The sequence below is a fragment of the Paenibacillus sp. 2003 genome (assembly GCF_031455635.1).
In the GTDB taxonomy this organism is placed as follows: Bacteria; Bacillota; Bacilli; order Paenibacillales; family Paenibacillaceae; genus Paenibacillus; species Paenibacillus amylolyticus_B.
Window position 1 is genome coordinate 271,129 of sequence record NZ_JAVDTB010000007.1, and the last position, 22,695, is coordinate 293,823.

The 22,695-nt window shown below is 40.9% G+C and carries 16 protein-coding genes; 15 read left to right on the forward strand and 1 reads right to left on the reverse strand.

Annotated elements, in window-relative coordinates; translation table 11 throughout:
- The first annotated feature begins 8 nt into the window (after positions 1-8).
- The 15 genes from J2X75_RS24150 to ligA all read left to right on the forward strand — a co-directional run bounded on the left by J2X75_RS24150 (position 9) and on the right by ligA (position 20,537).
- Entirely contained in the window at positions 9-776 is a 768-nt protein-coding gene (locus tag J2X75_RS24150; protein ID WP_310340916.1) for an ABC transporter ATP-binding protein, read from the forward strand.
- On the forward strand, positions 766-1,635 hold the full coding sequence (locus J2X75_RS24155) for an NAD-dependent epimerase/dehydratase family protein (RefSeq protein ID WP_310340918.1): 870 nt from the start codon (positions 766-768) through the stop codon (positions 1,633-1,635). The genes J2X75_RS24150 and J2X75_RS24155 overlap by 11 nt, the downstream gene beginning before the upstream one ends.
- Positions 1,636-1,999: 364 nt before the next feature.
- Entirely contained in the window at positions 2,000-3,892 is a 1,893-nt protein-coding gene (locus tag J2X75_RS24160; protein WP_310340920.1) for a rhamnan synthesis F family protein, read from the forward strand.
- 161 nt (positions 3,893-4,053) lie between these two features.
- Positions 4,054-5,472 (forward strand): MBOAT family O-acyltransferase, encoded by a 1,419-nt coding sequence (locus J2X75_RS24165; protein ID WP_310340959.1) that lies wholly within the window; start codon positions 4,054-4,056, stop codon positions 5,470-5,472.
- Positions 5,473-5,484: 12 nt separating this feature from the next.
- Entirely contained in the window at positions 5,485-7,035 is a 1,551-nt protein-coding gene (locus tag J2X75_RS24170; RefSeq protein ID WP_310340922.1) for an alginate O-acetyltransferase AlgX-related protein, read from the forward strand.
- Between the two features lie 197 nt (positions 7,036-7,232).
- Positions 7,233-7,469 (forward strand): helix-turn-helix domain-containing protein, encoded by a 237-nt coding sequence (locus J2X75_RS30395; RefSeq protein ID WP_397384203.1) that lies wholly within the window; start codon positions 7,233-7,235, stop codon positions 7,467-7,469.
- Between the two features lie 615 nt (positions 7,470-8,084).
- Complete coding sequence (rfbB, locus tag J2X75_RS24175; protein ID WP_310340924.1) at positions 8,085-9,107, forward strand: dTDP-glucose 4,6-dehydratase; 1,023 nt, start codon at positions 8,085-8,087, stop codon at positions 9,105-9,107.
- Positions 9,107-9,976, forward strand: coding sequence for a dTDP-4-dehydrorhamnose reductase (gene rfbD / locus J2X75_RS24180; protein WP_310340926.1), 870 nt, complete (start codon positions 9,107-9,109; stop codon positions 9,974-9,976). Before rfbB ends, rfbD begins: the two co-directional genes overlap by 1 nt.
- 88 nt (positions 9,977-10,064) lie before the next feature.
- Positions 10,065-11,003, forward strand: coding sequence for a glycosyltransferase family 2 protein (locus J2X75_RS24185; protein WP_310340928.1), 939 nt, complete (start codon positions 10,065-10,067; stop codon positions 11,001-11,003).
- Positions 11,004-11,105: 102 nt separating this feature from the next.
- Positions 11,106-12,095 carry a glycosyltransferase family 2 protein gene (locus tag J2X75_RS24190; protein ID WP_310340930.1) on the forward strand — a complete coding sequence of 330 codons (990 nt, stop codon included), beginning with the start codon at positions 11,106-11,108 and terminating at the stop codon, positions 12,093-12,095.
- Complete coding sequence (locus tag J2X75_RS24195) at positions 12,092-13,492, forward strand: undecaprenyl-phosphate glucose phosphotransferase (protein WP_310340933.1); 1,401 nt, start codon at positions 12,092-12,094, stop codon at positions 13,490-13,492. Before J2X75_RS24190 ends, J2X75_RS24195 begins: the two co-directional genes overlap by 4 nt.
- Positions 13,493-13,617: 125 nt before the next feature.
- Positions 13,618-14,493: a phosphatidylinositol-specific phospholipase C/glycerophosphodiester phosphodiesterase family protein gene (locus tag J2X75_RS24200; RefSeq protein ID WP_310340934.1), complete on the forward strand. Its 876-nt coding sequence runs from the start codon at positions 13,618-13,620 to the stop codon at positions 14,491-14,493.
- 177 nt (positions 14,494-14,670) lie between these two features.
- Positions 14,671-15,366, forward strand: a complete 696-nt coding sequence (gene pcrB / locus J2X75_RS24205) for a heptaprenylglyceryl phosphate synthase (RefSeq protein ID WP_310340937.1) — start codon at positions 14,671-14,673, stop codon at positions 15,364-15,366.
- 382 nt (positions 15,367-15,748) lie between these two features.
- Entirely contained in the window at positions 15,749-18,103 is a 2,355-nt protein-coding gene (gene pcrA / locus J2X75_RS24210) for a DNA helicase PcrA (protein ID WP_310340939.1), read from the forward strand.
- 412 nt (positions 18,104-18,515) lie between these two features.
- Positions 18,516-20,537 carry an NAD-dependent DNA ligase LigA gene (gene ligA / locus J2X75_RS24215; RefSeq protein ID WP_310340941.1) on the forward strand — a complete coding sequence of 674 codons (2,022 nt, stop codon included), beginning with the start codon at positions 18,516-18,518 and terminating at the stop codon, positions 20,535-20,537.
- A 128-nt stretch (positions 20,538-20,665) separates the two neighbouring features.
- Here the strand turns inward: ligA and J2X75_RS24220 are convergent, their stop codons facing one another.
- Positions 20,666-22,039, reverse strand: coding sequence for a molybdopterin-dependent oxidoreductase (locus J2X75_RS24220; protein ID WP_310340944.1), 1,374 nt, complete (start codon positions 22,037-22,039; stop codon positions 20,666-20,668).
- Between the last annotated feature and the right edge of the window lie 656 nt (positions 22,040-22,695).

The following is a 22,695-nucleotide window of genomic DNA, read 5'->3' on the forward strand; positions in this document are numbered from 1 at the left end:
TGAGAGAAATGTCTGAAATTGCAGTGAAAATTGAAAAAGTTTCTATGAATTTCAATCTTGAAAGAGAGCAAACAACAAGTTTTAAGGAGTACATTATAAATCTGCTCAAAAAAAAAACAACAGAATACAATAATTTTTGCGCGTTGAATGATGTATCATTTGATATCACTAAAGGAGATTCTTTTGCAATCGTGGGTGGCAACGGTTCAGGGAAAAGTACTTTATTAAAAATTATTTCTGGAATCTATTCACCTACTAAAGGCAAAGTTATAGTTAATGGAACTATAGCTCCATTAATTGAATTAGGAACTGGCTTTGATATGGAGCTAACAGCAAAAGAAAATGTTTATTTAAACGGGGCGGTACTAGGATACTCTAAAAAATTTATGATGAGTAAATTTGAGGAGATTATTGATTTTGCCGAGATAAATGATTTTGTGGATGTGCCACTGAAAAATTTTTCGTCAGGGATGGTTGCAAGATTGGGATTTTCAATTGCAACATTGGTAACTCCTGAGATACTAATTGTGGATGAAATTCTAAGTGTAGGTGATCAATCCTTTCAAGAAAAGTGTGAAAAAAGGATGAGTGAGATGACAAGTAATGGTGCAACTCTGATATTGGTGTCTCATTCAATTGAGCAGGTACGAAAAGTTTGTGATAATGCCGTGTGGCTTAACAAAGGAAATATAATGGCTATAGGTAGTGCAGAGCAAGTGTGCAATTTATATGCGGATAATGTTTATCATTTAGGGAGTGACACCAATGAACCATGATGTCAAAACAATTCTTGTAACTGGTGCAGGGGGATATGTAGGTAGCTATGTTGTAAAAGAACTTTTGGATATGGGTATTAATGTATCAGCACTAGCTCGGAATGTATCGAATATTGATTCGAGAGCACGTATATTTGAAATGGATATTTTTGAGGAGAACAAAAATATATTTAAGGATTTAGAAGAACCAGACGTTGTAATTCATCTGGCTTGGAGGGATGGATTTATCCATAACTCCCCTACTCATATGAAACATTTATATTCTCATATTAACTTTCTTCAGAACTTAATTGACGGTGGCCTTAAACATCTGGTGGTGATGGGAACGATGCATGAGATTGGTTATCATGAAGGGGAAGTTGACGAATATACCCCCGCCAATCCGTACTCCATGTATGGTGTAGCTAAAAATGCCTTGCGCCAATCACTTGAAGTTTTTCTGAGTGGTAAAGACGTTGTTTTTCAATGGTTAAGGGCATTTTATATTTATGGAGATGATAATAGAAATAAATCTATTTTCGCAAAATTAATGCAGGCTGAAAATGAAGGGAAAGAAATGTTCCCTTTTACTACTGGTGAAAATAAATATGACTTTATTACCGTCGATAGATTGGCACATCAGATTGCTCTTTCGGCACTGCAAGATGATGTGACAGGGATTATAAATTGTTGTTCCGGGGAACCGATTTCTTTGAGGGATAAAGTTGAGGAATTTATAAAAATCAACAACTTTAACATCGGATTGAATTATGGTGCTTTTCCTAATCGGCCTTATGATTCCCCAGCTATATGGGGAAGTAATAAAAAAATCAACAAGATAGTTAATGAATATAACAGCAGATCTTCTTTAACTTTATAAATTAGTCGAGTAATGTGAATTCAGGGTAAATCTTTAACTTGGGTAATTTTGTCCGTTTATAACTCCCTTCCAATAATCCTAAGCAACTAATATCTACATGTTTTCTCATGAATTAGGTTGCAAATTCTTAGTATAGGTAGGTTTGAAGTGTTTAAGAGGTTTAGGTTTAGTTTTTTTGTGGGAACTAAATGTTGAATTTCGTCAGGAGCTGCCCACCCACTAAAAATTTTAAAGAAATAACTTAACCCGATTTTAGGTGTTCTTCCCGCTCATTAGGGTTCCAACACTGAGTGTATAACCTTTGAGTCTCATTTTATTGTTAGAAGATACAAGAAAATATAAGTATTAGGGGAATTAATTTAACATGAAATTTACTAATTTACTACAGATTAAAAGGTTAGGAATTTATTTTTTCTACGATAAAGATGGAGTGGTGGATGATTATAACATTTACTTCCTACAAGATCTGATGAAAAATTTAGATGATTTACTTGTGATTTGCAATGGGAAGTTAACTCCTGAGGGTAGAATGAAACTCTCAAGCATAACAGATAAAGTAATTGTGCGAGAAAATAAAGGATTCGACGTCTGGGCATATAAAGAGGGTATGGAATACTTTGGATGGGATAAAATATGTAACTATGATGAATTAGTATTGGTTAACTTCACAATGTATGGACCCTTGTATCCATTTAAAGAAATGTTTGATGAGATGAATTTAAGAGACTTAGACTTTTGGGGGATTACTACTCATCACGGATATGACTTTGATCCCTTTGGCACTATCAAATATGGTTATATTCCTGAGCATATACAATCTAGCTTTATATGTGTTAGGAATGAAATGCTCAGAAGTTTCGAATTTCAAAACTACTGGGATAAGATGCCGAATGTTAACTCTTATGGGGAAGCAGTAGGGTTTCACGAGGCCATATTTACAAAGAGTTTTAGTGAATTTGGATATAAATGGGAAGTTTATGTTGATACTAGTGATTTAAAAAAACATACATACTACCCACTAATGTTAATGCCTTTAGAATTAGTTAAAAACAGAAGATGTCCTGTTATAAAGAGAAAATGTTTCTTCGGCGAATATAATGAATTTATGACATCTACAACGGGTGAGCCTGCAGTTGAATTGTACAATTTCATTCAAAAAAACTTGTCTTACGACTTGGATCTGATATGGGAAAATTTACTTCGGGTCGAAAATATGGCAGACATAAAAAATCGTATGCATCTAAACGTTGTGCTACCTGATAACTTCAGTAAGAATAATAATATTTTAGAGGATGAAAAAATTGCATTAGTTATGCATGTATATTATGAGGATTTGATTGAAAAGTGCTTTGAATATGCTAAATCAATGCCTCCAGAAGCCGATGTTTATATAACTACCAGTTCAGAAAAAACTAAAGAATTAATAGAACACAAATTTGCTGAACTTAAGGTTAGAAAAGTTAAAGCTATTTTAATTGAAAATAGAGGAAGAGATGTGAGTTCTTTATTGGTTGGTGCAAAAGATATTATTTTTAACTACGATTATGTTTGTTTTGCCCATGATAAAAAGACAAAGCAGTTTGAGCCATATACTATAGGAGAGTCTTTTTCTTATAAATGTTTTGAGAATATATTAGGATCTAGTGATTATGTTTACAATATATTACAACAATTTAGGGAGAATCCTAGATTAGGGTTATTAACACCACCACCACCTAATCATGCAGCGTTTTATGGTGTATTGGGAACAGAATGGGGAGCAAACTTTGAAAACACAAAAGAATTAGCGGAAAGATTAAAAATTAATGTTAATATAGACAATCACAAGGAGCCTATTTCACCTTTAGGAACAATGTTTTGGTTCAGGCCGGATGCATTGAAAACTTTATTATCAATTGATTGGAATTATGAAGATTTTCCGGAAGAACCAAACGATAATGATGGTACAATTCTGCATGCTATAGAGAGATTATATGGATTCGTAGCTCAACATGAAGGTTATTATCCAAGTTGGGTAATGTCAGATTCGTTTGCTCGATTAGAGCTAACAAATTCACATTTTATGTTAAGAGAGCTTAACCTAAGTCTATTCGGAACAGTAGGACATCATTATAGTCATGTTCAATTGGTTCATACTATTTGGAGTAGAAGCTTAAAATTTTTAATTAAGCAGAAGATGAAAGGTATTCTCAAACGTGTACTTCCTAAATTTGCTTTTAACTTATTGAAAAAAGTATATTGGAAAATTAGAAAGTGAAAATCGGGTATTCAATATTACAGTTGAACCGGTAGAAGAATAGACGCCAGCGTGTATTTGCATGTAGGTTGTTTAAATGAATTGAAGAGTGAATTACCTCAGGTAGCCGTTAAGCTGTTAGAAAGAATTGAACGATTACTTGGTAAGAGAGGAAACTATTGATGGTATTTAGTTCAAACATTTTTTTGTTTTGTTTTTTACCTCTTGTACTCTTAGGTTACTATCTTATTAGGATCGAGTACAGAAATTTATTTCTTCTTGTGAGTAGTTTGCTCTTTTACGCATGGGGAGAACCCAAATTTGTTTTTGTAATTATTTTATCCATTTTAATTAATTACGGCTTCGGATACATTATATCTTGGGCTCGGAATTATGACCACAAAACTCTAAGTAAGATTTTGATGTTGTTAGGTATTTCAGCAAACTGTGCCCTCTTATTTTATTTCAAGTATTTTGACTTTTTTATTTCCAGTGTCAATTGGGCAGCGGGAACCAACATTTCTTTGAAAGAGATTATACTGCCAATTGGTATTTCCTTCTTTACCTTTCAAGGTCTATCCTACATTATTGATATTTATTTCAATAGAACGCCTGTGCAAAAAAACCTTTTAAATTTTGCTTTATTTAAATCTTTTTTTCCACAGTTAATTGCTGGACCTATTGTCAGATATGTAGATGTTCATCAGCAAATTGAAAAGAGAGAAAGTACAGTAGACAGTTTTGCATATGGTGTCAGAAGATTTATTTTGGGTTTGGGAAAAAAAGTTATTATCGCAAATACGTTGGGGCAAGTTGCCGACAACATATTTATGCTTCCAGCGGATCAAAATTCATTAAGTATTGCGTGGCTAGGGGCGATATGTTATACGTTTCAAATTTACTATGACTTTTCAGGTTATTCGGACATGGCAATTGGTCTTGCACGAATGTTTGGATTTAAGTTCAAAGAGAACTTTGACTTCCCTTATGTCTCAAGAAGCATAACGGAATTTTGGAGAAGATGGCACATTTCTCTATCTTCTTGGTTTAGAGATTATCTATACATTCCTTTAGGTGGAAACAGAAAAGGGAATGTCTATCTGAATTTACTTATTGTATTTTTGGTTACTGGTTTATGGCATGGAGCCGCTTGGAATTTTGTTGTTTGGGGATTATGGCACGGGATGTTTATTATAATTGAGAGGCTTTTTAAGAAATCAAGGTTTAAGATGAAGCTTCCGAGTGTTTTTCTTTGGGTGTATTCGATGATTGTGGTGATAATTGGTTGGGTTTTGTTCCGGTCACCTAATTTAGAATATGCATCCAACTATCTTAAAATTATGTTCGGAATAGATAAATCAGATCAAATAGGATTTACTTTATGGTATTACGTTAATCCTATGGTTTTAACTATGTTAGGTCTTGCATGTATTTGTACAATTCCGATTACCAAGTACTTCAGAAATAAAATTGGTGATTACGATGAACACAGTGGTTTTAGCTTATTTTTTCAAAATGCGTACGCGATCATTGTTCTTGTAGTATGCATGATGTTCCTTGCCACCTCAACTTATAATCCGTTTATCTACTTCCGATTTTAAGGAGTTAACTTGATGAAACAACGTTATAGATTTATTAATGTATGCTTATTGATTGCTTTTATTATTATAATTTCTATTCCCTTGCTGGCAGTTAATAAAACAGGGGGGGAGATATCAAGCTCGGAAAATAGAGTTCTGGCAAGTTTTCCTAGCTTTACGTTAAATGGTGGACTGAATACTCAATTTATTTCTCAATTTGAGAACTGGTTCAGTGATAATCTCGGTCTAAGAGATAAGTTAGTTATTGCTAATACCAAAATCCAGTATAATATGTTTGGTGAAATCACTCGTGATAATGTAATATTGGGAAAAAATAATTGGCTTTACCTTATGTATCCCAATATGGTCAAAGCTTATCAAAACTTAGATTTATTAACTCAAACCGATTCTGAGTTATATAAAATTAGATTTTCGCAACTTAAAGGTTATTTAAACGAAGAGAATATACCTTTTATTACTATGATTAACCCAAACAAAGAAACAATTTATCCTGAATATATGCCCGATTCAATTGTGAAAACAAACAATCCACCACGAACAGACAAAGTAATTGAGATTCTTAGGAGAGAACTTAATATAGATATATTTAATCCAAAAAGTGCCCTTGTTAAAGGAAAAGAAAACGGAGTTGTTTATTCTCAAAATTATGATTTAACTCATTGGAATAGTAAAGGTTCTTTCATAGGTTACACTGAATTAATGAATCATGTGAAAGCATATTATCCCGATGTGAAAATTTTAAAAGAAAAAGATTTTGATATTGAGATGACTAATAGAGAATCCATGTTATACGGTGCCATTCCTTTTAATGAAACAGACTATATTTATAATTACAAAAAAGAATATAGTGCTACAGAAGATACAAAAACAGTATCTTCCATGGACTTTAGCAAAAATAACAATGTGTTTAGGTATGTAAATAATTCTGACAACGATTTGCCAAAAGCATTGATCCTTGGAGATAGCTATATATATATGTCTATGTTACCCTTTCTTTCAGAGAGCTTTTCGGAGTTGACATTTATACACTGGAATAATATGGATCAAATAAAAAACTATATTAGCGCTTTTCAACCTGATGTATTTATTCTTGAGTTTTTAGAACCGGCTCTGGACGATTATGTAAAAAATATAAATTATAATGAAGGTTACTTTGACTCTGCTAAGGATTTTAGGACATTACCTGTAACAAAGAAGCCTAGCAAGGATTTGATGTGGCTTGATTCAATTAACAATGAGGTTGCTAATGTAGAAAATATAGTTAGTATAAATTCAGATGAACCGATAGCTCACCTTATCGGCTGGGCACTAGATCCGCAAGCTGGTACAACAGCAAATAATATTTATTTGAAAGTAGGCAATAAGTATTACTCTGGAAATTACGGAACGGTTAGAGAGAGCGTTTCAAACTATTTCCAAAATAATAACTTGATTAATTCTGGCTTTACATTTGATATTAGTACTAAGGAGTTGCTTAGTGCTGGTAAGTTTAATTTTGAGATTATTTCTAAAGATAAAACCTACAAATATGTTACTAATGAATATAAAATAAGTCCGAAATAATTCCTTATAGTACGACTCACGTAGAACATTCCTATCGAAGGTTTGTTCTTTTTTTATTTGACGGATTGTTATAAGAAGTGTAACACCTATTGGAAATAAATAAAAAAGAGCCCATGGCCAGATCTGTATAGAATGAATCCACTACAAAACCGTTCACACAAGCAGAATCCATCATGTGATACAGACATCTTAGCATAATGGAACGCAGCACGCTCGAAATCCTCCACAGACAAGGTCAGAGCGCGAGACCCATTGCCAGAGAACGGGGTAGGCACGCGTCGGCGATTTGTCGTGAGTTAGATCGCCTTCCCGCATCCCCTCCCTATCAGGCAGATCAAAATAAAAATGCTTATGAGGAGCATCGTAAGGTTTCGTCTCTCCAGGCCATTGATCAGATCAGATGCCTTGGCAGCTTCACTGGAGGAAAAGCTTAAGGCAACGTGGTCTTCGGAACAAAGCACTGAACGTTTCTGCGAAGGCTGGAGTACAGTTTCCTTCAAAACTATCTATCCCTGGATCTACGTGGGGCGCTTAATTCGAGGCGTATTATAGGTTCTTCGGTTGAATCACAGGCCACTAAAATGTTTTGGTTAGAACTGCTTATGAATCTTTCACAGAGGAACTGTCACACTTGATTTGACAATCTGTCATCTTAAATACATCTTCAGATATAGAAATATTTTTGATAGGTGAGTGTGTTACCTTACTTGGCATTAAAGCCATCGGAAGATAGTACAACATTCAAGTCGTTTAGAGAGGTTCACTGGTCCTGTTGTAACTTAAACACATCAATAAATAGATCAATGAAGATCACATAATCTATAGCCAGCATATACATATACAGTATGAATGTATTGATGCAGAAAAAAGGAGGAGATTAAATCAATCAAATGTAACGGATATTTCATCTGTGCACGATAGGAGTACATTATGGACTAATACATTTTTAAAATGATTGAATTGTATGAAATTGTTTTGTTTTTGTAGATTGTACGCCTGCCTTTAAAAGAAACAAAAAAGATCAATTATGACTAAAGGATAGGGATAACATGAAACTACTCGTTACCGGCGGGGCCGGTTTTATTGGAAGCAATTTTGTGATATACATGCTTCAGCAGCATCCTCTTTACGAAATCATTAATGTGGATGCACTGACGTATGCGGGTAATTTGGAAAACTTGAAGTCGCTTGAAGGGAATAAACGGCATATTTTTGTTAAAGCAGATATTACTAATGCCGCGGAAATGGATAGCCTCGTTGCTCAAGATGTGGACGTTGTCGTTAACTTTGCGGCAGAGACTCATGTGGATCGAAGCATCCAGGAACCAGATGTGTTCGTTCGGACTAACGTGAACGGTACCCAAGTATTGCTGGAAGCTGCTAAAAAACATAATATTACTAAGTTCATTCAAGTATCGACCGATGAGGTATATGGCTCTCTTGGCCCAAAGGGGCTATTCAAGGAAGACACTCCATTGCAGCCTAACAGCCCTTATTCCGCATCCAAAGCGGGGGGAGATCTGCTGGTGCGTGCGTATCATGAAACCTATGGTCTGCCGATGAATATCACGCGCTGTTCCAACAATTATGGCCCTTATCAGTTTCCCGAAAAATTGATCCCTTTGATGATTTCCTGTGCTCTTGCGGAAGAGTCATTGCCTGTATATGGAGATGGCCTGAATATAAGAGATTGGCTCTATGTTGAGGACCATTGTAGTGCAATCGATCTGGTAATTCATCAGGGTCGTAACGGCGAAGTTTACAATATTGGTGGTAACAACGAGCGAACCAACATTCACATCGTCAAAACGATTTTGGAGCAGTTAGGTAAATCGGAGTCTCTAATCAAATATGTACAAGATCGTCCTGGACATGATCGTAGATATGGCATCGATCCGACAAAAACAATGTCTGAACTCGGCTGGAAGCCAAAGCATACGTTTGAGACTGGGATCCAAGAGACCATTCAATGGTACCTAGATAACAAGGAATGGTGGACCCGCATTCAGTCTGGAGTATATCAGGAGTACTATGCAAAGCAATATGGATCTCGATTGGGAGATGTGAAGTAATGAAGGTTTTGGTTACGGGAGCAAACGGACAACTTGGACGGGATGTGGCTCTTCTTTTAAAAAAGGAAGGACATTCTGTAATTGCTAGTGATCGAGAGCAGATGGATATTACGAGTCAAGAAGAATGTAATGTCGCCATTTCTTCATATCTTCCTGAAGTAGTCATTCATTGCGCGGCTTATACCGCCGTAGATGCAGCAGAAACGAATATTGATGGCGCATATAAGGTGAACGCGGTGGGTACACGCAACGTTGCTGTCGCTACAGAAAAAATCGGTGCCAAGCTTATTTATATAAGTACAGACTATGTTTTTGATGGTAACTCAGTTATTCCCTATCAGGAATACGATGAAATGAATCCGCAAAGTGTATACGGTAAGTCTAAACGTGCCGGAGAATTGTTGGTACAGTCATTGTCAAGCAGATGGTTTATTGTGCGGACTTCTTGGGTATACGGTCTTTATGGAAATAATTTTGTGAAAACGATGCTGAAGCTGGGACAGGAAAAACCAAAGTTACAGGTAGTAAATGACCAAAAAGGTTCGCCTACGTATACGTCAGATTTGGCAGGGTTCCTTCTAGAGCTTATGGTAACAGAAATGTATGGGGTATATCATGCTTCTAACAGCGGTACTTGTACTTGGTATGAATTTACTCAGGCCATTTTTGAGGAAGCACAAACCCTTGGAGGGTTGCCTATCCAAGCAAAATTGGAGCCTTGTACAACCGAACAGTTTCCCAGAACGGCTCCACGACCGCGGAATTCGGTGATGGATCATATGTCCATTAGAACCAACGGATTCACAGATCTACGCCCATGGCGTGAGGGGCTGCGTGACTTTGTTAGAGCATCATCAAGAAGGAAATAATCATGGTATTATATAAAACTCTCGCTCTACTACAATGTGGACGAGAGTTTTCGTATATAATGGAGGAAATTTAACTTAGAGGTGAAACGTGAAGAAATCTAAAGTGTGTATCATGCTTTCTACATATAACGGAGCAAAGTATATTGATGAACAGATTGAAAGTCTTTTGGCACAAAGTGGTGTAGAAGTCTGGATTAACATCAGGGATGATGGTTCTTCTGACAGAACTGTTCAAAAGGTCAGCGAGTATGCGATGTCATTTCCTGATAAAATTCGTGTAATTGAAGGGGAAAATATGGGCGTGATTGGAAGTTTTTTTGAACTTATGCGCCAAACAGAGCCTGTATACGACTTTTACGCTTTTTGTGATCAGGATGATGTGTGGAAGGCAGACAAGCTTAGTAGAGCTGTGGCTGAGTTACAATTAAGGCAATCGGACTTACCACTTATGTATTGTTCTTCTACACAAATGGTAGATCAATATTTAAATAATCTGAATGTTTGGCCAAAACTGCCTCCAAACCCGTTAAGCGTTTATAACGCTCTGGTCGAAAATTGTTGTGTTGGTTGTACAATGGTCATAAATTCAATCACATTTGAGCGGGTTACGGCGACTATTCCCTCTGATCAATCGCAGGTTATAATGCATGATTGGTGGATCTACCTTTTTGTCAGTGCATTTGGAGAAGTGGTCTTTGATGAAGAGCCAACGATTTTGTATCGACAACATCAGGGGAACGTCCTAGGTGGAAGCACCGAGGATTGGTTAGTGAAATGGAAAAATAGGTGGCATCGCTTTGCAAATGGTAAGAATCATTTTATATTAAGTAAACAAGCTTCGCTGTTCCTTCAATTGTATGGAGAACAATTAACTGCTGAGCAACATTCGGATATACAGCTATTCATAAAACAATTGGAACGTTTATGGATTCAACGCGCCATTTATGCTTTCAAAATGCCTTTTTACCGTCATAACTATCTTGATAATCTTGTTCTCAAACTCATATATGTTCTAAAGAAAGTTTAGTTGAATGAAGCAATCCGAGATATACTTGCTTCGATCTTTTTGGCCATATTATGTTATACTTTCAATAGTTAAACACAGCATTAAAGTCAGGAGTTTTACAAAATGGTCCGAACAACTGATGCTTCCTCACAAGGGAGATCAAAAAATGATAATACGAATGGCCTTGACGCCAGCATCATCATCGTCAACTACAACACCCGTCAACTTACACTGGACTGTCTGGACTCTGTCTATGCCTTCAATACCTCATACAGCTACGAGGTCATCGTCGTGGACAACGCCTCGCATGATGATTCTGTGCAAGCGATCAGAAAGGTGTATCCTCAAGTGCATTTGATAGCTAACAAGGATAACACAGGCTTTGCCGTTGCCAACAATCAGGGAATGAAAGTAGCAAATGGACGATATATCCTGCTACTCAATTCGGACACGGTCGTTCAGCCAGATACGCTGCAAACTATGGTCGGATTCATGGACTGCCACCCGGAGATGGGGGCTTCAGGCTGCAAAGTCATTCTGCCGGATGGCTCGCTGGACAAAGCATGCAAGCGTGGATTTCCTACACCATCGGCTTCATTTTATTATGCATTCGGTATTTCTCGTCTTTTCCCGGATCGGCCTAAATTCAATCAATACCAACTGGGACATCTTAGTCCTGATGATGAATATCCCGTAGACTGTCTAGTCGGTGCATTCATGCTTGTACGTCGAGAGACAATTGACCAGGTGGGCGGGTTGGATGAGACGTTCTTTATGTATGGAGAAGATATTGATTGGTGTTACCGCATCAAAGAAGCGGGATGGGGCATTTTTTATTATCCGCGTACATATATTGTGCACTACAAGGGTGGCAGTGCTCGTCGTAAACCTTTGAAAATAACGTATGAGTTTCATAGAGCGATGTGGGTGTTCCACCGCAAACACTACGCGAAGAATTACAATCTACTCATGAATACAGCTGTGTGGATGGGGATTTCACTCAAGTTTACGCTATCTTTACTACGCAGCAAGTTGTCTCCTCCTTCCCGTCAAGGGCAGACTGCAGCCCGCATGAGAGCGGAGAATGAAGCGTCTTCCGAGGTGAACCCATGATTCGGCGTAATCAACGATTTCTAACCCAATTGTATATTGCGGCTGATTTTGGCGTAATCCAGCTTTCATTTTTGTTGGCCTGGTGGCTGAAATTTGAGAGTGACCTGTTAACGAACCAAAATCCACTACCTATAGAGAAATATATGATGTGGAGCTTGGTTTACGCAGCTCTTGCTATCATCACAGGACTGATCTCCTCTCTGTATATAGCCAAGCGAAAAAAACGATTTGTAGACGAACTTTGGAGAATCCTCCAATCTCATGGCATAGCCTTCTTCATGCTGCTGAGCCTGATGTTCTTTTTCAAGGAAGTAAACATCTCTCGTGCATATCTCGCCATGTATATGATTGGCAATGCATCATTCACACTGTTTTATCGTTATATAGTGAAGGTGCAACTGAAACGCTTGCGCAAAAAAGGCTTCAACCGTCAGTTTGTGCTCATCCTTGGTGCTGGATCACTGGGTAAGCGTTTCTATGACAACCTTAGAAATTATCCTGAACTTGGATATGAAGTGACTGGATTCCTGGATGATTATCGTCACTGGGATCAGAGTGAAAAGAAAAGATACAAACCCATTCTTGGAAGAATCGACGAATTGGAAGAATTCTTATCTACGCATCTTATTGATGAAGTCATTCTGGCATTACCTCTGGATGCTCACGATAAGTATTCGCATATTATCAATGTGTGTGAGAAGGCAGGGGTTCGGACACTAATTATTCCTGATTTCTTTGATTACTTGCCAGCACGGCCGTATTTTGATAATTTTGCAGGTATGCCGATGATTAACGTTCGCGACATTCCGCTCGACATTGCTTTTAATCGTCTGATGAAGAGAACTTTCGATATTCTTTTCTCTCTCACTGCGATCCTCTTAACTTCTCCGGTAATGCTCGTTGTCGCGGTAGGAGTACGACTTAGTTCTTCTGGGCCCGTCATCTTCAAACAAGAGCGAGTAGGACTTAACCGACGCAACTTCATGATGTTCAAATTCCGCTCGATGAGAGTCATTCCTGAGGGCACAATGGACACAGGGTGGTCCACCAAGAATGATCCGCGACGAACTGCTTTTGGCACTTTTATTCGACGCACAAGCCTAGATGAGTTACCTCAATTTTTCAACGTTTTGCTTGGTCATATGAGTGTAGTTGGCCCAAGGCCAGAACGTCCATACTACGTGAATCAATTCCGGGATGAAATTCCTAAATATATGATCAAACACCACGTCCGACCGGGAATAACAGGATTAGCACAGAGCAAAGGACTACGAGGAGATACCTCAATTGAGGATCGAATTGAACAAGATATCTTTTACATTGAAAACTGGTCTTTATTATTCGATATTAAAATTATATGGGAAACTATTCGCAAAGGCCTTAAAAATGCTTATTGAGATTCACAATTCATTTAAATCCTGCACCCACCATTTAACAGCCGCCTCCGGGCGGCTATTTTGTTTTACAACTCATCAATTCGGGTAGTTAGCTAACAAAAAGGTACTGAGGATGTGAATGCTATATGAAACGCATTGCCGCCGTGTTAATACTACTGATCGTTACCGTGGGCACACTCTTTTTCGCCTATGAAAGCGAGAGTGAGGAACAACGGGACGGATTTACCGCCTATAGATTAATTGCCCATGCGATGGGCAGCATTCGGGATCAGCCATATACTAACGCCTATGAAGCGATGATTGCCAATTACGAGAAAGGTACACGTGTATTTGAGATCGACTTTATGCTGACATCAGATCGCAAAGCCGTAGCCAGACATGAGTGGACCGCAAATATGAGCAAAATGCTAGGACAAGACGAAGAACTTTCGGAGGATAAACAGGCCGGGGCGCTGACACATGATGAGTTTATGAATACGCCTATTTTGGGTATGTACCAACCCATGGATGCCGATGGCATTATAGATGTACTGTCTAAATACCCGGATATGTATATCGTAACCGACACTAAGGAACAGAAGGATGAAGATATACAGCAGGTGTTAAGATCCCTCGTGGATGCTGCCAAAGAACATGATCCCTCCGTGCTCGATCGCGTGGTTGTACAGATCTATAACGAACCCATGCTTGAAACGGTGAAAGAAGTCTATGCATTCCCTTCCATTATCTATACGTTATATGCCACACAGGATACAGAAGATCAGGTTGTTGATTTTGTGCAAAAAAATGATATTGATGCCGTGACTATGCCGGAATATAAAGTAAACCAGAATTTCGTCGCCAAGCTGAATAGTGCAGGCTCAGTTACCTACGTGCATACCATCAATGACACTGAACAGGTGGCTAACTATGAGAAGTGGGGCGTACACGGGGTGTACTCGGACGTGCTGACGGAGCAGGAACTGGATGAGATGAATACACGGTTTGCCTGGAAACCGTAAAAGTCGTAATTATAATTATTAAAAAATCCAAATCACAGGCTTTTCCCTACCAGGACCGGGAAATGTCTGTGATTTTCTGTTCCCCTTTTTATACGAACATTGACACTCACTGGCTGCTGACTTAGACTTAGTTTACAAGCTTTCTAGGATGCAGAAGAACCTCTGGAGGAATGTTCGTTGATAGACATGATTAAGCAGTGGAGACATGTATTTAAGCTTGACCCGGACCGGGAGATTACAGACGAAGAACTCGATCTGGTCTGCATGTCGGGGACCGATGCAATTATCGTCGGTGGATCTTCAGGAATTACTTATGATAACACGGTAGACCTGATGTCCCGTGTGCGTCGTTATGAATTGCCCTGTGTGCTTGAAGTATCCGATCTGGAGGCCGTTGTTCCCGGATTTGACGGATATCTGATCCCGATGGTCCTGAATGCAACGGACAGCAAATGGATGATTGGGCACCACCAGCAGGCCATAGAGCGTTACGGTTATCTTATCCCTTGGGATCTGCTGATTGCCGAGGGTTATATTGTGCTTAATGCAAACTCTACGGTAGCGCAGTTGACTGGTGCAGATACGGATCTGACGACAGGAGCTGCGGTGGCATATGCGCAGGCAGCGGAGCGTCTGCTCAATCTTCCAATCGTATACATGGAGTACAGCGGAACGTTCGGAGATATGGAACTTGTTGGTGAGACACACAGACAATTGGAGCGGGCACACCTCATCTACGGCGGCGGAATTGATGATCCGGAGAAAGCCATGCAAGCTGCCAAGGTGGCAGATACCGTCGTGGTAGGTAACATTGTGTACAGTGATCTGAACAAAGCACTTGAGACGGTGTTGGCCGTGAAAGGAACCATTTAATCGGTTTAGTTTACCAATCCCCCATTTTCCCCTTATGATCTGTTAAAATAGAACTTTGCCCTTACTAATTAAGTGATTCGATTACAGGTACTATGTTTACACAAAAACGGAGAGTGCAGAAGCAATCTGAAAAAAAGTGTTCTCTCTTGTATTTTTACTGCCCTTAAATTTAAGCTAAACTAATTTTTACACGATAACGTAGAGGACAGAAATAAGCTGGAGAAACGAAGTGCTCGCATTTATTACCGGATTTTCACCTTTGAAAAAGTAAATTAAAAAATCTGGGAATAACGGCGATCGGAAGATTATTCTGTCATCGGAGTGGCGAGTGTAACCTATTAATTTTGCTTTATAGACCAACTAATGAAAGGAGCATGCATGCATGCAACCTGTAAATATACATGATGCCGTTGCACGGCTTAACACCCCTCAACGGCAAGCCGTCGAGGCGACGGATGGCCCGCTGCTGATTATGGCCGGAGCGGGCTCCGGCAAGACCCGGGTGCTGACACACCGGATTGCCTACCTCATTGCAACACGGAAGGCGCCCCCGTGGGGCATTTTAGCGATTACCTTTACGAACAAAGCCGCTCGTGAGATGCAAGACCGGGTTTCCCAACTCGTAGGTGGCTCCCAGGGCCGCGACATTTGGGTATCCACATTCCACTCCATGTGTGTGCGTATTTTGCGCCGTGATATTGAACGTATCGGTTTTACTTCCAACTTCAGTATTTTGGACTCATCGGACCAATTATCTGTAATTCGTAGCTGTATGAAAGACCAGAATATCGACACGAAGAAATTCGAACCCAAAGCAGTTCAATCGATGATGAGCACGGCCAAGAATGAACTGATTAGTCCGGAGCAATATGAGAAGCAGGCAGGAGATTATTTCGAGGGTATTGTAGCGAAGATATATAAGATGTACCAGAAACGCTTAAGAGCCAACAACTCACTTGATTTCGACGATCTCATTATGCAGACTATTCAACTGTTCAAGGAAGTGCCTGAAGTCCTCGACTTTTATCAAAAGAAATTCCAGTATATTCACGTGGACGAGTATCAGGATACGAACCGTGCGCAGTACATGCTGTGCCGCATGCTCGCTGACAGCCACCACCGCATCTGCGTTGTAGGGGATAGTGACCAGTCGATCTATCGCTGGCGCGGGGCAGATATCAGTAATATCCTGAACTTTGAGAAAGATTACCCTGAAGCAAATACGATTTTGCTGGAACAGAACTATCGTTCTACTTCCAATATCTTGAATGCAGCGAATGAAGTGATCGGCCTGAATACAGGGCGTAAACCGAAGAAACTGTGGACGGACAAAGAGGGTGGTTCGAAGATCAAGGTGTACCGTGCGGATTCCGAGCATGATGAGGGGTATTTTGTTACCTCCGAGATTAGTAAAAATGTGAAGAACGGCAAATCCTATCAGAACCATGCGATTTTATACCGTACCAATGCCCAGTCCCGGGTTATAGAGGAAATTCTGATCAAGTCTGATATTCCGTATCAGATTGTCGGCGGCATCAAGTTCTATGATCGTAAAGAGATCAAGGACATTCTGGCATATCTGCGCCTGTTATCTAACCCGGACGATGATATCAGTCTTACCCGGATCATTAATGTACCGAAGCGTAGCATCGGGGATACAACAGTAGCGAAGCTGGCGGCTGCAGCAGGAGAGCGTGGAATTTCCATTTTCCGAGTACTTCAGGTCGTGGATGATCTTGGTTTTGCTGGTCGTACGCGTAATGCGCTGGTGGAGTTCTATGACATGATCGCTGCTCTGCATCAGATGGTAGAATATCTGTCTGTAACTGAACTGACCGAGAAGATCCTTGAGATGAGCCAATATCGTCTTGAGATGCAAAATGAGAACACACTCGAATCTCGTGCACGGCTCGAGAACATTGATGAGTTCCTGTCGGTAACGATGGAATTTGAAAAAAATAATGAAGACAAAACGCTCGTATCGTTCCTCACCGATCTTGCATTGATTGCGGACATCGACAGCATGAACGATGATGAAGAGGATCAGAGCGACGCTGTTACCCTGATGACCATGCACAGCGCCAAAGGTCTGGAGTTCCCGGTTGTCTTTATCGTGGGTATGGAGGAGGGGGTCTTCCCGCATAGCCGTGCCTTTATGGATAATGAAGAGTTGGAGGAAGAACGCCGACTTGCTTATGTGGGGATTACTCGTGCAGAAGAGCAACTTTTCCTGTCGTGTGCCCAGATGCGTACCTTGTTTGGACGTACCACAGCGAATCCACCTTCCCGCTTCCTGGACGAAATTCCGGATGAGCTGAAGGAAGACACCTCCATGGCTCGTGATCGTTACCGTCGTGGCAGTAGCGAAGGCGGCTCATATGGTGGACGTGGACTAGGTTCCAGTGGAGGAAGTAACTTCGGTGGTGGCACCAAGCTCTTTGATCACCAAAGCAAGAGTGGTTCATCTGCTACCTCATCCACGCCGACTTCACGTGTGACTACGAGTACCTCTCGCCCAACATACTCTACGCCATCATCTGCTTCCAAGCCGGTAGCTTCTAATGGTGAAGCAGGGTTCAAGGCAGGCGATAAAGTGCAGCATGGCAAATGGGGGACAGGCACCATTGTTGCTGTCAAAGGGACAGGTAATGATACTGAACTGCAGATTGCCTTCCCGGCTCCGGTGGGTGTGAAACGTTTGCTTGCCGGCTTTGCCCCTATTACGAAAGTAGAATAAGAACGAAACCTCCTTTTGCACGATAACAGAGAGAACAGAAATAACTTCCATAAGGAAAATTGCTTTTTCCCTCGTTTTTTTCACGGGATTTCTAAACCAGATTGATATGAATAGAAATCTATATAAGTTCAATCTAACATCCACACGATAACGGAGAGAGCAGAAATAACTTGAAGAAGCATAGCGTTCGCCTTTATCCCCGGATTTCCACCTTTTAAAATGGATTAAAAGAAATCCGGGGATAACAGCGATCGGAAAGTTATTCTGTTATCGGAGTGTCAGTGTGGATATTCATTCAATGAAATTATGTAGTGATATCAACGATGGAAAGTTATTCTGTTATCGGAGTTTACGTGCAATAGGAGTGTTCGTTCTACATATATAGATCAAATTAACGGAGGGATGGCCCTGTATGGACCCGATGCACCGGATGGAGCAACTCGTTACCGAGCTGAACCAGCATAATTATCAGTACTACACGATGGATCAGCCACAGATTAGCGACAAGGAGTATGATCTTCTGTACGATGAACTGGTTACGCTGGAACAGGAAAGCGGCATGGTTCTGCCTGATTCTCCAACACAGCGTGTGGGCGGCGAACTGCTCAAAGGGTTTACCCCACATCGCCATTTATCCTCATTATGGAGTCTGGACAAAGCGCAGAATATTGAGCAGCTTCGGAGCTGGAATACCCGTGTACTGAAACTGATTAACGACTATAACAGTAAAAATCCCGATACACCTTTACCGGAACCAGGTTATGTCATTGAGTTGAAGTTTGACGGATTGACGTTGAACCTGACCTACACCAACGGTGAGTTGGTACAAGCCTCTACGCGTGGTAACGGTACCGTAGGTGAAGGTATTTTGGCACAGGTGAGAACCATCAGATCTGTACCGCTCAAAATTCCTTACACAAGCGGCACGATTGAAGTACAGGGTGAAGGCATCATGAACCTGTCTGTCCTGGACCGATATAATGAGACGGCGGCAGAGCCACTCAAGAATGCGCGTAATGCAGCAGCAGGAGCGCTCCGCAACCTGAATCCAAAAGCGACGGCTGAGCGTCGGTTGAATGCTTATTTTTATAACGTGGGTTATTCGGATGACATTCAGTTTGCCAATCATCAGCAGATGATGGACTTCCTGCGTGAGAACCGCTTCAAAGTGAATCCATCCATCACGTACTTCCAAGAGTTTGATGATGTAATGGAGCAATTGGCTGCGATTCAAGAGAACCGGGGTCAGCTGGACTATCTGATCGATGGAGCTGTTATCAAAATTACGGACATGCGCACGCGTGAGGTGTTGGGTTATACCGATAAATTCCCTCGCTGGGCGGTGGCATATAAATTCGAGGCTGAAGAGACCACGACGGTTCTTAACGCTGTGGTATGGAATGTGGGCCGTACTGGCAAAGTAACTCCGCTGGCACGCGTAGAACCGGTTGAACTTGCCGGGGTAACGGTACAGAACTGTACTCTGAACAATGTCGGAGATATTGAGCGCAAAAATCTGAAGTTTGCTCTGGGCACACGGGTCTTTATCCGTCGCTCCAACGACGTTATTCCTGAGATTCTGGGTAAAGTGACGGAGGAGAGTGATGGAGAGGAGATCGTCTTCCCTGAGCAGTGTCCGGCATGCGGATTCCCACTGGAGCAACGCGGAGCGCATCTGTTCTGCAACAATAGACTTGCGTGTAAACCGCAAACGGTGGCACGTATTTCTCATTTTGCTTCCCGTGATGCCATGGACATCGAGACGTTCAGTGAGAAAACGGCGATTCAGTTGTATGATGAATTGAACGTACGCGAGCCTGCTGACCTGTATACGTTACAGTTTGATGATCTGGTGAAGCTGGAGCGGTTTGGGGAAAAGAAAGCGAACAACCTTATCGCTGCGCTTGAGCTTAGTAAAGATAGAGACTTGGCTTCCTTCTTATACTCACTTGGTATTCCGAACACAGGTAAATCGACAACGCGCATGCTCGCTGATCATTATCGAGATCTGCACGCCATTATGAATGCAACCGTGGAAGAACTGGTTGAACTACCCGACGTGGGTGGTATCGTGGCTGAGAGCATCGTAAACTTTTTTGCAGATCCGTTTACACAGGCTGCGATTGAGAAAATGCTCAACTTGGGTGTGAAAGCTCAGGCACCTGAGGCACCAGCCGTTTCTGTTGTGGAAGATTCCTTCTTCAGTGGTAAAACGGTCGTCTTGACCGGAACGCTCCACCAATTGACGCGGGAAGAGGCGACGCAAAGACTGGAAGCACTCGGAGCGAAGGTGACTGGCAGTGTATCGAAAAAGACAGATTTGGTTATTGCCGGAGAGAAGGCAGGTAGTAAACTAACCAAAGCTCATGATCTCGGTATTCCAACGATTGAGGATGAGGACGAACTTGTACGTCTTTTGAACCCACAGGGTTAGAGGATGAATTAACAAAAGAGTTCATATAAGAAAGCCCCCGAAGACACGAATATGTGATCGGGGGCTTTTGTTGTTTATTGAATTATTTGATACAACGAATGAACGCTCATCAATCTTATCTTATCTGATCATGATCCACTTAAATTGTTAGGGATGCGCTGAGATGCGCCTGTAAGCCATGCATCCTTATCATATCCTCGCTCTTCCCAGTAACCAATATGTTCGCTGTCGATGAGTTCAATGCGATTTAACCATTTTACTGATTTATAGGCATACATCTGAGGAATGACGAGCCGTACCGGACCGCCAAGATCAGCCGGGATGGGTTTGCCATCATGCATGACAGCGACCATAATATCTTGCATTTGTGCTTGATCCATCGTAATTGCATCTGTGTATACACCATCACCGGAATAAAACTTCACACTATGAGCTTCCGGTTTGACCCCGGCTTGTTTCAAAAGCTGTGCAAGAGAAATGCCTTCCCAGGTATTTTTATATACAGACCAGCCCGTTACACAGTGGAAATCACTAACCTGTACGGTACGAGCGAGCTTCACGAATTGTTCCCAGTTCCATACCTGTGCCCGTTCAACCAACCCATCAATTCGAAAAGACCAGTTAGCATTGGAGAAGGACGGTATAGGCGTAACCGTATATACGCGGAAATGACCGTCAGCTCCGCCTCCAATGGGAGGAGAAGAGGCAGATCGCGGTTGTGGCAGAGGAACCATACGGTTAGGATCGTTCTCCAGCATGCTATCAATACTATTATCGATCTTGAGATTTCGTCCTACCCAGGATATAAATGTAGGACCAAGAGTCACGGCGAGACCAACCCCCACAGCAGAACGGATGAAAGCTCGTCGGGTATACAACGGTTGAGGTCGCTGCTCTGATTTGAGGGGATCTCTCTCGGAACTGCGATCAAACTGGGAAGAAGATATAGCAGCCGGAGTTTCTTTTTCATCCGATATTGAATCAGATGGATCAGCTGTATTTTGAGTTCGTGTTGAAGTTGTAGTAGTTTTAACCGCACGACGTGCAGGGTCCTTTAACCATTTGGTCCGAGTGATGGAGTGATAGATAATATAAGGTAGGCCCACCCAAGTCAGCAGGTCATGGATCAAAAGTGCAGCATTCGACCATCGAGGTCCAGCTAGCTTGAACTGCCATAATACAATACCCGAGAGGAGCCAGCCTACCAGCAGCGCAAGAACTAAGATGGTGTTCACCCTTTGCCAAGGCCTATTTCGAAGCTGTTTCCAGTGCTTTCCGGCCAAAATCAAGTAATATACTACGGGTGCCAGCATAGCTAGCCCAACGATGATATGTAGCCATTTTAACCAGACACGTCCAATTCCGAGAATCTCGCGCCAAAAGCCGCCAACCAGCATAAGCCCTGAGATTGCAAGGATCACAACGATCCAGGCATTCCAAGCGTGGATGGAAACCAGTTTCTTGCCGTAACCTTTGCGTACATTCTTTAACCATTCTTTCAAGCGCGATCACCCCATATTAGGTTAGTAATGAGTTTATTCAGAACTTTGATATGTAATAGCTAGCTGTGAATGGAGTACGTGATCTGAGTAAAGGTGCAATGCGAGATGAATATACGATTGTTAATAGGCTACTTATGAAAGTAGTACACTTGACTGCTTAACCTTATCTCTATATCCTATATACCTTATTATAGAGTTTTTGGATCACTTTCTTCAAACGAACAGAAGGGCGGGGATCGTTATCCCATCTTGGGTTCAGAGAATGTGCTAATCTGTCGAATACAGGTTGGAGACAAGACACCGTAGATGAAGATATCATGATATTAGAAGGTTGATTAAAAATGCTTGCTAAATAAATCACTACGTGATATATTATTTCTTGTCGCTTCAAACGAATGATTGTCATAATCATTTGAAAGGTGACGAAAACAAAGTGTTGACAGTAAGTTAGTTAACATGATACGATAAGATTCCTGTCCGGTTGACAAACGTCAACATAAACGGACATACAAGTTCCTTGAAAACTGAACAAATGGATAGTAACTTTTGATTCACAATGAATCGTCAGATTCAAAATGAGCTTATCGCTCTTTTCAATACTTTATTGGAGAGTTTGATCCTGGCTCAGGACGAACGCTGGCGGCATGCCTAATACA

What these genes read in the sequence shown, in the direction of transcription:
- J2X75_RS24190 (WP_310340930.1), top strand. Translation starts at nt 11,106, where the DNA reads ATGGTCCGAACAACTGATGCTTCCTCACAAGGGAGATCAAAAAATGAT.
- J2X75_RS24200 (WP_310340934.1), top strand. Translation starts at nt 13,618, where the DNA reads ATGAAACGCATTGCCGCCGTGTTAATACTACTGATCGTTACCGTGGGC.
- J2X75_RS24160 (WP_310340920.1), top strand. Translation starts at nt 2,000, where the DNA reads ATGAAATTTACTAATTTACTACAGATTAAAAGGTTAGGAATTTATTTT.
- J2X75_RS24195 (WP_310340933.1), top strand. Translation starts at nt 12,092, where the DNA reads ATGATTCGGCGTAATCAACGATTTCTAACCCAATTGTATATTGCGGCT.
- rfbB (WP_310340924.1), top strand. Translation starts at nt 8,085, where the DNA reads ATGAAACTACTCGTTACCGGCGGGGCCGGTTTTATTGGAAGCAATTTT.
- ligA (WP_310340941.1), top strand. Translation starts at nt 18,516, where the DNA reads ATGGACCCGATGCACCGGATGGAGCAACTCGTTACCGAGCTGAACCAG.
- J2X75_RS24170 (WP_310340922.1), top strand. Translation starts at nt 5,485, where the DNA reads ATGAAACAACGTTATAGATTTATTAATGTATGCTTATTGATTGCTTTT.
- J2X75_RS24155 (WP_310340918.1), top strand. Translation starts at nt 766, where the DNA reads ATGAACCATGATGTCAAAACAATTCTTGTAACTGGTGCAGGGGGATAT.
- pcrA (WP_310340939.1), top strand. Translation starts at nt 15,749, where the DNA reads ATGCAACCTGTAAATATACATGATGCCGTTGCACGGCTTAACACCCCT.
- J2X75_RS30395 (WP_397384203.1), top strand. Translation starts at nt 7,233, where the DNA reads ATGGAACGCAGCACGCTCGAAATCCTCCACAGACAAGGTCAGAGCGCG.
- J2X75_RS24150 (WP_310340916.1), top strand. Translation starts at nt 9, where the DNA reads ATGTCTGAAATTGCAGTGAAAATTGAAAAAGTTTCTATGAATTTCAAT.
- J2X75_RS24165 (WP_310340959.1), top strand. Translation starts at nt 4,054, where the DNA reads ATGGTATTTAGTTCAAACATTTTTTTGTTTTGTTTTTTACCTCTTGTA.
- rfbD (WP_310340926.1), top strand. Translation starts at nt 9,107, where the DNA reads ATGAAGGTTTTGGTTACGGGAGCAAACGGACAACTTGGACGGGATGTG.